Annotated in this window: 7 protein-coding genes; 6 read left to right on the top strand and 1 reads right to left on the bottom strand. The window is 61.4% G+C overall.

What is annotated here, in order from left to right:
- The first annotated feature begins 4 nt into the window (after positions 1 to 4).
- From CAFEA_RS11060 to CAFEA_RS11035, 6 genes are all read left to right on the top strand, one after another.
- A complete protein-coding gene (locus tag CAFEA_RS11060) occupies positions 5 to 1,750 on the top strand; it encodes an ATP-dependent nuclease (protein ID WP_082855621.1) in 1,746 nt (581 codons plus the stop codon).
- A gap of 906 nt (positions 1,751 to 2,656) precedes the next feature.
- The gene (locus tag CAFEA_RS11055) at positions 2,657 to 3,376 is read left to right on the top strand and encodes a hypothetical protein (protein ID WP_063937045.1); all 720 of its coding nucleotides are present in this window, start codon (positions 2,657 to 2,659) and stop codon (positions 3,374 to 3,376) included.
- A gap of 136 nt (positions 3,377 to 3,512) precedes the next feature.
- Positions 3,513 to 4,103, top strand: a complete 591-nt coding sequence (locus CAFEA_RS11050) for a DUF6932 family protein (protein ID WP_063937044.1) — start codon at positions 3,513 to 3,515, stop codon at positions 4,101 to 4,103.
- Positions 4,100 to 5,017 (top strand): hypothetical protein, encoded by a 918-nt coding sequence (locus tag CAFEA_RS11045; protein ID WP_063937043.1) that lies wholly within the window; start codon positions 4,100 to 4,102, stop codon positions 5,015 to 5,017. The genes CAFEA_RS11050 and CAFEA_RS11045 overlap by 4 nt, the downstream gene beginning before the upstream one ends.
- 37 nt (positions 5,018 to 5,054) lie before the next feature.
- Positions 5,055 to 11,381, top strand: a complete 6,327-nt coding sequence (locus CAFEA_RS11040) for a DEAD/DEAH box helicase (RefSeq protein ID WP_063937042.1) — start codon at positions 5,055 to 5,057, stop codon at positions 11,379 to 11,381.
- Between the two features lie 6 nt (positions 11,382 to 11,387).
- Positions 11,388 to 13,724 (top strand): 3'-5' exonuclease, encoded by a 2,337-nt coding sequence (locus CAFEA_RS11035; protein WP_063937041.1) that lies wholly within the window; start codon positions 11,388 to 11,390, stop codon positions 13,722 to 13,724.
- Here the strand turns inward: CAFEA_RS11035 and CAFEA_RS11030 are convergent.
- Positions 13,721 to 14,677 (bottom strand): GIY-YIG nuclease family protein, encoded by a 957-nt coding sequence (locus tag CAFEA_RS11030; protein WP_063937040.1) that lies wholly within the window; start codon positions 14,675 to 14,677, stop codon positions 13,721 to 13,723. The two genes, CAFEA_RS11035 and CAFEA_RS11030, sit on opposite strands and share 4 nt — an antisense overlap.
- Positions 14,678 to 14,773 lie beyond the last annotated feature (96 nt).

Raw genomic sequence — 14,773 nt, 5'->3', positions numbered from 1 at the left:
GGGTGTGACAACTGTGATTGGGAGCGATTCCGACTGGGCAGGTAAACCAGTCCAAAACCCAGAGCAACCGACTCTTCAAACAATCCATTTGAAATCCGAAGAGCAGATTGGTCTTGAAGCAAATTCAATCCTCGCTTTGGTTGGCCCCAATAACTCGGGTAAGTCATATTTCATCAAGCAACTGCGCGCGATTCTCTATGGGAAATCAATTGCGTCCGCAAGTATCGACCGTGGTCTGATTAAATCAGTAGAGGTCCGCTGGCCGACGGGCGATTTGCGAAGTTATCTACGACAGGTCGCTGAAAGTAACTTCAAGGATGCCGGGACTCACTACGATCCTGAACTACCCTATTCAGTCTACGGAAGTTCCCCTTTGATAAATAAGGAAAACTTTTCGAGATGGGATAGCCCGTTTAACCGTTTTGGTGTGTTTATCGAGACGTTTGTTCGATTCGATGAGCCTTTGAGTCGAATAACTGAGTCTGACCGGAAATCGCTCGAGGACTACGGAAATGCGATCGTAAAGCTCCGGGATCAAAAGGATGCTTATGACGCGGTGCGAGAGGCCTTCAAATACATCTTCAATGAGGAAATCCACTTCCATTTTCACGAAGGGAAACTGACGTTTTTCCTTGGGCCTCGTCCGCAGGAAATGCCCTCGATCGCCGACGCTAATTCGGTAAATGTAATTGAGTTCCTTAAGAGTGCGAGAACAATCGATCAGCAAGGCCTCGGAATGCGGAATGTAGTTGGGCTATTGATGCGCCTCTACACGGACTCGCGGAGCGTAGTGCTGATAGATGAACCGGAGGCGTTTCTGCATCCACCACAAGCATATCGGCTGGGGCAGGTGCTTCAAAGAGTATGCCAGGAGGAAAAGCGGCAAATTGTTTGCGCAACTCACGACAGGAATCTACTAAGTGGGATGGCCCGAGAAGGCTCTAAACAGCTGGTTGTCCACAGACTTTCGTACAAGGGGGACGTGGTCAATCAATACTCGTCGACGAACGTGCAGCCTGATGCTTTCGAAGACATTAGAGCAAAAAGTCGGATCCGCTACACACCGATCCTTGAGTCCCTCTTCTCAGCGGTCGCTGTTCTGGTTGAAAATGAGAACGATGCGCTTTTCTTCGAGGAAGCATTCGATAATTATGAGTCTGGTTCCACCGTTCCCCAGGCTCATGCACTAAACGATTCGATAATCTTCATCCCCACAAATGGGAACGGTAACTTCGCCTCCATCGCAGATCTATTGCGACGGCTCCGGACTCCCACCCTCATCGTGGGCGATCTAGACCTGATATCTGAAAAGAAGCGCCTGTTGAATACGGTTTCGGTGATGGGGCGGCACAAGTATTCGGAGGTTGATTCCTTGGCAGCAGCGATTTGGGATCGTTTTCGGGAAGTCTACTCAGCCGAATTCGAAGGGATTTCGAAACAAAATAGCGAGGGCAAGCTCAAAAGCAGAATAGCCAAGGATATAAAGGCTGACCATAAGGATGAGGAAATCCGACGTCTCGTCGAGGAGCTGCTGAAGAGCTTGGCAAGTATTGGGATCTTACTTTTACCAGTTGGAGAGCTCGAGGGCTTTGATCGGTCCCTTTTCGATTCTGGCGATAAAAACCTTTGGGCCAGGAAGGCTATTGATAGCAAGGTATATGAGAATGAAGCTGTGCTTTCATTCTGTGCAGATGTGGCATCCGCAGCGTCTAGGGTGATAAACGTGGACGAAGATGCATCGTATAGGTGACCAAGTTGCTGACGAAGTGAATGATATCCGATCTGAACTACGATTCCGATTGTGTCTACCCTCATCCCCGTTCACGCATCGGAGCACGTCCTCGGGGGCGTCTCTGAGTATCTGGCCACTGCGTTTTCGCTTGCGAATCCGGAGACGTCTAACGCGCTGAAGGCGTTTTTGGAGGACACGGAGCGGGGCATGTTCCGCGGCCCGTATGTGCGTACGCGGTTGCCGTATGCGCGCGATCGGGTGGGACGGGATTCTGGATTGGATGCCGGAATGGTTCACCCCGTACCACCATCAGGCGGAGGCGTTCCGGCGTTTGCGCAGCCGGGATGATCAGGGTGCTCGTCGCCCAGAGCCGACGCTGGTGATCACGGGTACTGGCTCCGGTAAAACGGAGTCGTTCCTCTACCCGGTGCTGGACCACGCGGCGCGGGCTCGCGCTGAGGGGCAACGCGGCACCAAGGCGCTGCCAGGGCACGGGAGGCGGATATGCGGGAGGCGTATGCGTGGTTTGAGGGGATGGGTTAAACGCCCAGCAATGAGTGAAACACGAGCGCATCTGTCTCGTCGAGATCAGTGTTGTGTGCGAACATCTCGACCCGCGCTGTAGAACAAACATTCTACAGCGCGGGTCGCCGGTGGCGCGGCGTTAACTATTATTCGCGACTAGAACGACAACCCAGCGAGCTGAGGTGATTGACACGGCAATTGAAATTAAGACCACCAACAACAAGGAACTCTGGGAGAAGAAGCGAGACTATCTCACTGCTCTCCGCAGGTCTACACGCCAGCCCTCTGCGAGCATTGAAGAACTACGTACGCTCGCCCACTCGGGCATGCTAGATAAGTCCGAGCGGGCCTTGTACGACGATTTAAGCGTCGTATTGATGCTGTTGGGTGAGGGACAACTTGAATCTGCGTGACGAGGCTGAGCTGTTTCTCGATGCGGTGAGAAGCACGCTTATAGATGCTCTCCCACTCGCACCTGAAAGGGATATCGAAACAGGGGCGTGGCTTAACGCCGATACGAACATCGTTGTCGGTGAATTTGATGCCCCGGTTATCCACGGTGCCGGTCAGCTTGAAAGCGAAGTTGATAGCCAAGACTACAGCCAGCTATTCCTCGTCATCGTCCGCTACGAATTAACTTCCGATTCCACCGGCACGTTCCTCGCCGTGGAAAGAAGTAAATTCGAGCTGCGGGTAGCTACGTCCCCAGGCATTCGGTTTGAATACGAACGGGGATTTACCAGCGCTCCATGCGCCCACATTCATTACTCGGGAGTCACTGGATTGCTGAGCCCAGCCCTAATGCAGAACTTCCAGGAGAAGTCTGGAAACCCGAGGAAGAAAGGACGGCTGGAAGAACTGCACTTACCGGTGGGTGACAGACGGTTTCGCCCGTCGCTCGAAGAATTCCTCTACTTCGTTATCGCCGAGTGCGGGTTTCGGGGCAAACCGGGCTGGGAGCCGATCTTGCTGCGACGACGGCAAGAATGGTTGTTCAAGCAAACGGCTGCCGCAGCAAGGGACTACCCGGAAGCCGCGGCAAAGTCGCTGGAGGAGCTCGGATTCTCAGTCACGCCTCCGGCGGGGTTCTCTCCACGAGTGATTGACGCAAAATGGTAGGGAAAAACTTGGTCTGCAAAAAGCAAGTGGTGTCGGAGGTGGTTGTGGGGTACCACGCTAAAGCGCGTATCCGTCTCTTTTCGCAGATCGTCCTAATCGGTTACTCTCCCCCTCTAAGTTTGTAAGCTCACCATTGATGAATGCTCCGCAGAATACGTATCAAGCCCCCATGCCGGGGAGAGTCAGGATGTGCCTAGATGACGTCCGGCAAGAGTGGGTGGACAAATTTCCCGACCGGGCAGCACGGTTAGCATTGTGGGGAAAGTTTCAGAACTATCTCGCACACTTTGCAGATATCGAACAAAAAGCAATCGATTCTGGCTGGCTGGACGATGATGAGGAGATCATTAAGTACGTGTGGTTGGGCGGGAGTTTCATAAGTGACAAGATAGCGCCCCGCAACCTCGACGTGACCGTCTTCCTCAACGGCCCCGCATTGGAGAAGCTAAAAGGCAAGAAAGGTAGCGGGTGGGTACGCAACAAAGCTTTTGCGCGTGATTCATTGTCAAAGGATGCAAATTTTTCTGGAATATCTCCTATACGGGTTGATTACTATCCGGTAAAGTCTGTTTTCCACTTGAGTGAGCTCGGGAATGCCGAGCGCAATTACCTGTTGGAAAGAGGAGCATGGGATGAGTGGTGGCAGCGTCTGCGCGACAGCCACACTGATGCCCCTACTGAGTCATCGGCTGCTACACGGAGAGGATATGTCGAGGTGATCCTATGAATCCGGAAATTCGTAAACGGCTGATCTCGCACCTCGACGAATCCGATCCAAATTGGCTTAACGACACAGCTGCTTTGGCCCCTCTGGAAGATGAGGCCCTTACCAGGGAACAAACTTTTAAGATGCTTAGAGGGGCTTATGGGATAAATCCCTCTTTCGGGGAGAAGTTAAAAGTCCATCTCAGTGGCGATGCTGCGGAAGTTGCGGGCATTGATAAGGATCTTGAAAGCGTTCAGAAAGCGATAAGGGTTTTTTTCGCAGAGAAACCGTTCAAGGTCGATTTGAAGATGGTTCGCACGGAGCCTGGAAGTACCATCATGGTATTCGAGCCTTCGGCGCCTAACACTGAAAGCCACAACGTGCTAGAAGACGAGACCGTTAAGGTTCGTAGTACTCCCAACGCAGCTGCGATGGAGAATGCCTTCAAGCTCTTGAATGCGTTGGAAGGGCGCCGATCGCTTCGTGAATGGGCAGAGTCGATAAAAAGTCTAAAAAAGCTGAACCATGAGCTGAAGACCAAGGATTTAGTAGCTGACTTCGCTTGGTTTTCGTCCAGCGGTCGTACCTCTTTTAGTCGTGTCAGCGAACAAAGTTTTAGGTACCTAGAGGAACTCGAACAGAGGATTGAAAACGAGACTGAAAAGGAAACAGTCCAAGGATTTATAACTGAGCTAGCGCTGGATGAAAATAATTCATACCGGGTTACGCTGCGGAACGACCCTACTCCCAAAGGGAGGAAACAGATTGTTTCTGTTTCGATGCAAGATTTCAACGGTCTCGGCAAGTTCATCGGCGACCGGGTCTCTTGGATTGTCGTTCATGAACGCACCTTGGATAGTTTCGGTTACGTCAAGAAGGAATCATTAAAGTTTGACTCTGAAGGAACGACTCTGGGCACACTAACGCTCTTCTGAGAGCTAGACCGGAGTATCCTGACTAGGGTAAATATTCGTGTCTACCCTCATCCCCGTTCACGCATCGGAGCACGTCCTCGGGGGCGTCTCTGAGTATCTGGCCACTGCGTTTTCGCTTGCGAATCCGGAGACGTCTAACGCGCTGAAGGCGTTTTTGGAGGACACGGAGCGGGGCATGTTCCACGGGCCGTACGTGCGCACGCGGTTGCCGTACGCGCGGGCGATCGGGTGGGACGGGATTCTGGATTGGATGCCGGAATGGTTCACCCCGTACCACCATCAGGCGGAGGCGTTCCGGCGTTTGCGCAGCCGGGATGATCAGGGTGCTCGTCGCCCAGAGCCGACGCTGGTGATCACGGGTACTGGCTCCGGTAAAACGGAGTCGTTCCTCTACCCGGTGCTGGACCACGCGGCGCGGGCTCGCGCTGAGGGGCAACGCGGCACCAAGGCACTGTTGCTGTACCCCATGAACGCGCTGGCGAACGACCAGGCGGACCGCCTGGCTAAGCTGCTCACCAGCGAGCCGGCGTTGGCTGGGGTGACGGCGGGTATCTACACGGGTGAGTCGAAGGGCACCGTCCGCAAGGTCACGCGGGATTCGCTGATCACTGACCGTGACCAGATGCGCGCGGATCCGCCAGACATCTTGCTTACCAACTACAAGATGCTGGACCAGCTGTTGTTGCGTGAAGAGGATCGGGAGATCTGGAAGCGCTCCGCAACATCGTTGCAGTACCTGGTGCTGGATGAGTTCCACACGTACGACGGCGCCCAGGGCACGGACGTGGCACTGCTGCTTCGTCGGTTGGGGTTGATGCTTAAAGCACACCAGCAGGAGGGATTCCTCGGCGAGTACGCATCCAATCCGCTGGGTCGGGTCACGCCGGTGGCGACGTCGGCAACGCTTGGCGGCAAAGACGACACGCAGAAGGTACTGGACTTCGCGGGCACGATTTTCGGGGAGCAGTTCAGCGCGGACGCGCTGGTCGGCGAGCGCACGCTGACGTACGAGCAGTGGGTCGACGAGATCGCGGAGACTTTCGGGAGCCACTCCCCTACTCCGCTGCCGGACATCGACCAGATCAAGCAGATCAACAGCACGATTGCAAACGATGCCTCGGGCCGCGACTACGCGGACGTGGTGCTTGAGGTCTTCCGGACGCAGCTGTGGGACGCCGGCGAGACGCTGGAAGAGATCATCGCGGCGTACGCGGCGCACCCGCTGACCCGCGCGCTGCTGGAGGCGGCGAAGAACGCGGCACCGCTTATCCAGCGCGAAGGCGAGAAGGAAACGACGGTGCCGGCGGCGGTACTTGGCGAGATTGTGGTGCGCAGCCTCAAGGAGGGCCCAGCGCGCGAGTTTGTCACCCACCTGCTCACCGCGGTCGCGCACGTGCGGGCGCTGGCGGGCGAGAAGTACGGCTTCGGTGGCAAGCGCTTGCCGGGTGTGGAAACGCACCTGTGGCTGCGGGAGGTCTCCCGCATCGAGCGCACGGTGACGCCGACTGAGGACGGCGAGGTGTTTCGCTTCGCGGATGACGGCCAGCTCGGCGGGGACGACGCTGCGGTGTGGCTGCCAGCCATCTACTGCCGCGAGTGCGGGCGCGCCGGGTGGATGACGGCGTTGGAGCCCGGCACGGACGCGGTGGTGCTTGGTGGCGGGGAGATCCGCAAAGCGAGCGTGGATAAGCCTGAGCTCGTGCGCCCCCTCATCGATGCCACCAATGAATACCGCCGGGCGCTCAAAGACGGCAAGGAGATGAAGGAGTTCGGCGACGACGAGGGCAAGCGGGCCCTGATGTGGTTCCACACGCAGACCCGCACGCTGTCCGCGAGCGAGCCGGACGAGCGGGAGCGGGCGGAGGGCCTGTCGGTGCCCGTGATCACCTATGCCGGGCTCGACGCCGGCGAGTATGCCCGCGAGCAGGTGTGCCCGTCGTGCGGGGAGACGGACACTATCCGCTACATCGGTTCGCGTGTGGCCACGCTGCTGTCGGTGGGGCTGTCCAACCTGTTCGGCATGCCGCAGCTGGAGCAGGAGGCGAAGAAGACCCTCGTGTTCGCGGACTCCGTGCAGGACGCGGCGCACCGTGCGGGGTTTGTGCAGGCCAGGGCGCGCGCGTTTGGCATCCGCGCGTTGATGCGCAGCGTCGTCGCAAGCTCCGACAATGGAGTACAAGGTGAGGTCTCCGTGGCGCAGCTGCCACTGCGGATCCTCGAGCGCGCGGACGCCGCTGAGGACCCATTGCGCGCGCGGTTTGAGCTGCTGCCCCAGGAGATCGCGGAGACGCCCACGTTCCGCGCGTTCTGGGAGAAGGACGCTGACGATGCGTCCCGGCGCGCGGCCACCGCGGCGGTGCTGGAGCGCCTTGAGCTGGATGCGGCGCTCGAGTTCGGCCAGCAGGCGGACCTGCCGCGTTCCCTGGTGTCCACGGGTGCACTCACACCGCGGGTGGATGCGGATGACGCAGTGCTGCTCGAGGCGGCGGAAGAGGCGCTGCGCAGCATCGACAGCGGCCTGTTCGAGGTGGTGGACGCCGCCGACCCGCAAGTGCGGCTGCGCTGGATGCGCGGGCTGTTGGAGCAGGTGCGCGCACGCGGCGGCGTGTACACGCCAATGTTCAAGTCCTACCTGCAGGACGACGGCAACACGTGGCGCCTGCATAACCGCTACGCCAAGGCGCGCGGCATGCGCCGGTTTGCCAAGGGCGGCGCGCCGGAGTTCCCGCGCTCCGGGCCGGCGGTAGATGACAAAGACCGCGGCGTGACCCCGCTGGGCAGCCCGCGCGGGCGCTACGCGCGGTGGACCTCCAAGGTGCTGGGGATCGGCACCCACGACGCGGCGACGGTGCTCACCAACGTGTTCCGCGAGCTCGCCCGGCGCGAGGTGCTCATGGCCGTGTCCACGGACACCGGCGGCACGATGTACGCCATTGCCTCGCAACAGGTGGTGGTGGCTGGTGAAGGTGAACCGGCGATGTTGCAGTGTGGGGTGTGTCATGCACCGTTGGGCGTCGATAGGCAACTGCGCTCGCTGCTCGCGGGCCTGCCGTGCCCCACGCCCGGCTGCCCCGGCGAGCTCGAAGACGAGCCGATCGAGGCGAACTACTACTCGCAGCTGTACACCTCCACCAACCCGCGCGCGGTGGTGGCGCGCGAGCACACCGGGTTGATCCCGAAGGAGGAACGCCTTGCGCTCGAGCGGGCGTTCCGCGGCGGCGCTGAGGCTCCGAACGCGCCGAACGTTCTGGTGGCAACGCCGACGTTGGAGATGGGCATCGACATCGGCGACCTGTCCACGGTCATGCTCGCCTCGCTGCCCACCACCGTGTCCTCGTACGTGCAGCGTGTGGGTCGCGCCGGGCGCCTCACCGGCAACTCGCTCGTGCTCGCATTCGTGCAGGGACGCGGGAGCATGCTGCCGAAGCTGAACCAGCCGCTGTCTGTGATCGCGGGCACCGTGGTGCCGCCGGCGGCGTTCCTCTCCGCCACCGAGATCCTGCGCCGGCAGACCACGGCGTACTTGGTGGACACATTGTCGTTCCGCAACAGCGGGCTGGATGTGAAGTATTCGCGCGACGTATTCAGCACCCGCAAGGTCTCGCTGGTAGAGGCGCTCGGCGAGGACATCGCGGCCGGCGTGGAGGACCGCGTGGACGCGTTTTTGGCCACGGTGGCAGGGTCCGTGGACGCGACCACCGTGGACGGGGTGCGCGCATGGGCGTGCGGGCAGGGACCCGACTCGCTCACGGGCGAGATGGAGCGCACCCGCAGACTCTGGGACGGCGAAGTCAAGGCGTTCACCACGCGGCTGAGCACCCTCCAAGACCAGCTAAGTGCCCTGGATGCCAAGGTGGACCCGAACGCGGGCACCGAAAACGCCGACGCGGAGCTGGAGCGCGACAAGCGCAGCACGAAGGCGGCGTACCACCGCACTGCCAAGGACCTCAACGACATCCTGCTCGGCGAACACTGGATCAGCTCCATGGAGCGCTACGGGCTGCTGCCCAACTTCACGTTATTGGATGATGCGGTGGAGCTGTCCGTGGTGGTCTCCCAGCTCAACCCGACCACCATGCAGATCGACCCGGACTCCTTCGAACTCTCCCGCGGTGTGTCCTCCGCGCTTCACGAGCTCGCGCCGGGCAACACCTTCTACGCCCGCGGCATCGCCGCCACCGTGGACGCGGTCGAGGTCGGCTTCAACGGCGCGGACATCGAGCGGTGGCGCCTGTGCCCCGAGTGCTCCTACGCCGAGCCCGTGCGCAAAGGGGCCACAGCCGGGGCGTGCCCCTCCTGCAGTGCGGACACCTTCGCCGACAACGGCCAGGTGCTGGATACGGTGCGCATGCGCCGCGTGTCAGCGGAGGTGGATCGGGGCAATGCGCTTATCGACGACTCACGCGACGACCGCCGCGAACTGAACTACCACACCGCCCTGAGCTTCTCCGTGCCGGAAGGCGGTCACGGTGGTAAATGGTTCCTCTCCCAAGGCTTCGGCGCGGAGTACCTGCGGTACGTGAACTTGAGCTGGTTCAACCTGGGCCGCGGGCCCGCAATGAAGCGCATCTTCGCCAACACTGAGATCGATGCGCCCATGTTCACCGTCTGCAACTACTGCGGGCACCTGGACTCGCAGAAGGGCACGAACTCCAAGTGGGACCACCGCCCCTGGTGCCCGAAGCGCAACGCCCGCGAGGAGGAGTCCGTCACCGTCGCGCTGTCTCGCACTTTGCAGACCCAGGGCGTGCTGCTGCACGTGCCGGTGATGCTCACTGCGGGCGACAAGGCGACCATCCCGTCGTTGACTGCCGCGATCAAGCTCGGCTTCAAGGAGGTGCTCGGCGGCGATCCGGACCACCTGGGTGTGGTTACCGTCCGCGTGCCGGATGACCGCGGCGGCACCGTCGAGGCGCTGCTCATGCACGACAACGTCCCCGGCGGCACCGGTTACCTCTCCCAGTTCGCCTCGCCCGAAGACGTTCGCCGGCTGTTGGAAAAGGCGTTTACGAAGGTCGCGGAGTGCACCTGCCAGGATGACGAGCGCCTCGCCTGCCCCGAGTGCCTGTTGCCGTACACCCGCTGGCAGCAGATCGACGTTACCTCCCGCGCCGCCGCAGAACGCGCGCTGCGTGCGATCCTGACTAACCAGGACCACCCCTCGGCAGAGACCGATCCCCTAAAGGTGACGTGGGAGCCGCAGACGGAGGCGCCGCAGCTGGATCAGTCCTCCAACCTGGAGGTGCGCTTCCGCGAGATGCTGCGCGAGACCCTGGAGGCGCGCCACGCCACCGTCAAGGACATCGCCAACGCCGGCGGTGTGGAGTGGCACATCACGTTCTCGTCCGGTGAGGAGTGGTCCATGCGCGAACAGCACGACTACGGCTACACCCGCCCGGACTTCCTCTTCCAGCACCGCCGTAACCCGCTTGTGCGGCCGGTGGCCGTGTACACCGACGGCGCCGCGTTCCACTTCAGCCCGCAGCACTACCGCTTCCCCTCGGACATCCAAAAGCGCAACAGCCTGCACCACACCGATAAGCAGATCCTGCCGTGGAACGTCACTGATGCCGGCCTGGACTGGTTCGCGCAAGAGGTGAAGGTCGGTGCCGCAGCACCGACGTGGGTGAGCGAGGAGGCCGAGGAACGCGCGCGTGACATGGAGGGCATCGGCAACAACGAGATTGCTTTCCTCAAGGCCTCCCCCATCACCCAGCTGCTGACCTACTTGGCCGAGCCGAACAGGGCCTCGTACGCGCTCATGGACGAGGCGTTGCTGCGGATGCTGAGCGGGTCGCTTCGCCCCTCACGCATCCCGGGTGGTGGGCGCCTGACCTTCCGCAGCGAGGTCCATTTCGACGGAACCCTGGCGGATGGTGCAGTGGCCCTGCGCCGCCTGCACGTCGACGCCACCGAACCCGGCTCCATCACCACCGACAACTGGCGCGACTTCCTGCGCTTCGCCAACATCATGTGGCTGGCCAACAACGCCGTCACTGTTGCGGTCGGTGATGGGGAGATGGTTGGGCAACCGGAGGTCGTCGATAAGCAAAGTGCCGTCGAGACCGCGGTGAGTGGGTTGTGGGCCGAGGCGATCGAGGAGTTCGAGGACGAAGCCGACGTGGCCGCCGCGCTGCGCACCCTCGTGGACGCGGGTGCGGCGCCGACCGAGGAGATCGGCGAGGAAATCGGCTCCATCCCCACCGCCGTGTCCTGGACCGAGCTGCGCATTGCGCTGTTGATTGAGCAGGACGCCTCCTACGCGGGTGCCGAAGCCAAGCTTCGCGAGCAAGGTTGGACGCTGCTGTACCCCGATACACTCTCGCCAGAGACGATCCCGGCGGCGCTGCTGGGTAAGGAGTAAAACACCATGGTGACGTTTAGCCTGTACAGCGGGTTGGACATCGACGGCGCGCTGATGAAGCCGACGATGAACTTCCTGCAGAAGCTCTCGGTGGACCCGACGAACCCGTCGCTGAAGATCAAGACGCTCACGAACGCCGTGGACAAGCGCGTGCGTACCGGCCGCGTCAACGACCAGTTCCGCGCCGTGCTCTTTGAGATCAAAGACAAGGACACGCACCACTTCGTGCTTGTGGACGTGGACTCGCACGACGAAGGCAACCTCAAGGCTGAGCGGCTGGACCCGGCGCGGCTGCGCCTGGACGTGAACCCGATCAACGGTATTACGACGCTGATCAAGGAAGATGCGGTTGAGAGCGTTCAGCCTGTCGAGGACTCGCAGGCGAAGGCGGAAGCTGCAGCCCAGGCCGCGCGTGAACTGGCGGCGCAGCAGGGGGTTGTTGCGGAGCTCGCGGATAAGCCATCGCCCGCGCCCCGTGAGGCGCTGGAAGGGCTCACGCCTTCGATGCTGTGGGACGAGCTGGGCATTGATCCCGCGCTGACTGAGCAGGTGCTCGCACTCGAGTCCGAGGACGGGCTGGACGCGCTGCTTGCCTCCCGGCCGAAGTGGGAGCACGAAGCGGTGCTCGCTCTGGTGGCGGGGTACTCGGTGGAGGAAACGCGCGAGTCGCTGGGGCTGCGCAAGGTTTCGGCTGCGGAGGCTGCCGAGTCCGAGGATGCGCGCCTGCTGGCGGGCCTGCGTCAGGCGGCTGCGGAGCTGGAGTTCGCGTACGTGGACGACGTGGAGACCGAGTCCCTGCGCAGCGTGATCGAGTCCGGCAATTTCGACCAATGGCGCGTGTACATCCACCCGGAGCAGCGCCGTATGGCGGAGAACTCCTACTCCGGGTCCGCGCGCGTGTTCGGCGGCGCTGGTACCGGCAAGACGGTGGTGGCGGTGCACCGCGCGAACAACCTGGCCGCGGGGCATATTGCGGGGGCCGGCCCGCGCGTACTGCTGACCACGTTTACCAAGGGTCTGGCGCAAGGGTTGAAGTCCCAGCTCAACGCGTTGAGTCCCTCCTACCCGGAGGCCGGCGAGCCTGGTGAGGACGGCGTGTGGGTGGACAACATCGATGCCGTGGTGCGCAAGGTGGTCTCCCTCGGCTCTGTGGAGGAGACGGAAGAGGCCACCCGGCGCGTGCTCGGCGTCACCGCCCCGCGCGTGCGCCCGTACACCGACATGGCAGCGCGCCAGGTGTGGGAGGGCGCGGTGGAGTCCGCCCCGGAGGAGCTGCCGCGCGAGATTGCTAATGAGGCGTTCCTGCAGGCCGAGTACGAGACCGTGGTGCTGGCCAACGGGATTGTGTCTTTGGCGGAGTACCTGAAGGTCGCCCGCACCGGCCGCGGCACGCCCCTGAACCGCAAGCAGCGCAAGCAGGTGTGGGCCGTGCTGGAGTCGCTGATGCAGACCCAAGCCATCGATGGCCAGCTGTTCTGGCCCACCATGTCCGCCGTGGGTGCAGAGATTTTGAACGTGCGCTACGAGCGCGGCGGCGGGTCGCTGTTCGACCACGTGGTGGTCGACGAGGCCCAAGACTTCAACGCCGGGCACTGGCGCTTCCTGCGCGCGTGCGTGGCGCATGGGCCTAACGACGTGTTCTTGGCCGAGGACTCCCACCAGCGCATCTACGGCCATCCGCTGACCCTGTCGCACTTCGGCATCTCCACCCGCGGGCGAGCATCCCAGCGCCTGACGCTGAACTACCGCACCACCAAGGAGAACCTGGATTATGCGCTGCGCATCTTGGTTGGCGGCGACATGGAGTTCCTGGACGCGGAGGGTGATAAGGATTCCGTTGGGAAGTACCGCTCCGCGAGGTCCGGCCCAGCGCCGATGATCGTGACCGCGGCGTCCGAGGACGAAGAATTTGCCGTAGCCGCTGGCTTGATCAACGTGTGGCTGGAGGAAGCCGAGCGTGCGGCCGAGGAGGGCACGCACAAGGAGGTCCGCGTCGGCGTGATGTGCCGCACCCGCGGGCAGCTCTCCCGCGTGGTGGCCGGACTTGCAGACCACGGCATCGACGCCGTGCAGACCAAAAATGCGGAACTGGCCTCCCACGAGCAGGTCAGTGTGATGACCATGCACGGCGCCAAGGGCATGGAGTTCACCCACGTGATCCTCATGGGCGTGGGCAAGGAGATCATGCCGCTGCGCTTCCGCCTAAAGAACCTGTCAGAGGAGGACGCCCGCGCCGCCCTCCAACGCGAGCGCTCACTGCTGTACGTGGCGGCCTCCCGCGCCCGCGACGCACTGGTGGTGACTACCGTCGGCGAGCGGTCGGAGCTGCTGCCGGAGGGTTAGAGCGTTTCGGGCTGCGCTGCCTGGTGGTCTGCCTCGTCGCCTTCGCGGTCCTCCCAATCCGCCAGCGTGGTGGTTGGCTCCTCTTGGAGGTGCCAAAGCCTTCGCCCATTCGCAGCACCGCCGACGAGAAACGATGCAGCAGCCGATGGGCTTGTGAATTCGAGATCTGAGAGCAACGTGCCGTTTTGAATCTGGTCCGCATAGCGGTCCCGGGTTGCGTGGACACCTCGCGCGGCGCTGGGCAGAAGCTCTTTCCGGAGCGTCGAACCTGCCAGCACTAAAAAGCCGTCTGCGGTGCGTTGGCCCAGGCCCTGTACTCCATGCCGTGGAACGGTAAGTTCAAACGTCGGTTCTTCCTCTTTTGCTTGTTGATTCAGGGTTGTGCCTGAGGAGTGCACAGCCGACGACTTCCCCGCGGTCGCCTTCGGTTGAAACGCGGAGATACCCAATGCGCTGATGATCAGGTTGGTGTTCTCGATGAACTCGTCGAGCTCTGCCTGCGTCTCCTCGCTGACACTGCCGGCGGACGGGGTGTTGCCGTTCGCTATCTCATATCGGTCTGCTCTGATAGCGCGCTGGTGGAACGCGTTTTCCAGGAAGGTGATCTCGGTGGCACCCCAGGAGTCATCCACAACAACTACGTAGATGATGCGGTTGAAGAAGTCCTTGTCTTCACTGCGCGCGTGCTCGGCGGCGCGGGCGAACGCTACCCCGTTCTGCCGTGGTGCGGTCTGCCCAATGTAGATCCGTGGCTTATCCGTCTCCGGGTTTGTGCCCACCAGAAAGTACACCGCCGGGTGGTTGAGCTCAGGGCGGCGGCGCAACTCTTCCGAATTGAGCTCGGTTCGCGGAATCGAATACACCCGCCCGACCCAATTTCGAATTGAAGCCTTGATCGGCCCGGCGGCGGTGCCGTCCATCATGAAAAGCTGCAGCGTCTTCGGGGAACCCATGTGGTTGAGCGTAATCCGAAACCCAAACCGACTCAGCTTGAGGTGACGGAGGTTACCGATGCGTCGGCCCTTGCGGACTCCGCATTGCGCCGTGTG

This window comes from Corynebacterium afermentans subsp. afermentans, from assembly GCF_030408355.1.
GTDB classification, from domain to species: domain Bacteria; phylum Actinomycetota; class Actinomycetes; order Mycobacteriales; family Mycobacteriaceae; genus Corynebacterium; species Corynebacterium afermentans.
Note: the sequence above shows the minus strand (reverse complement) of the source record. Positions and strands in the feature narration are given on the sequence as shown.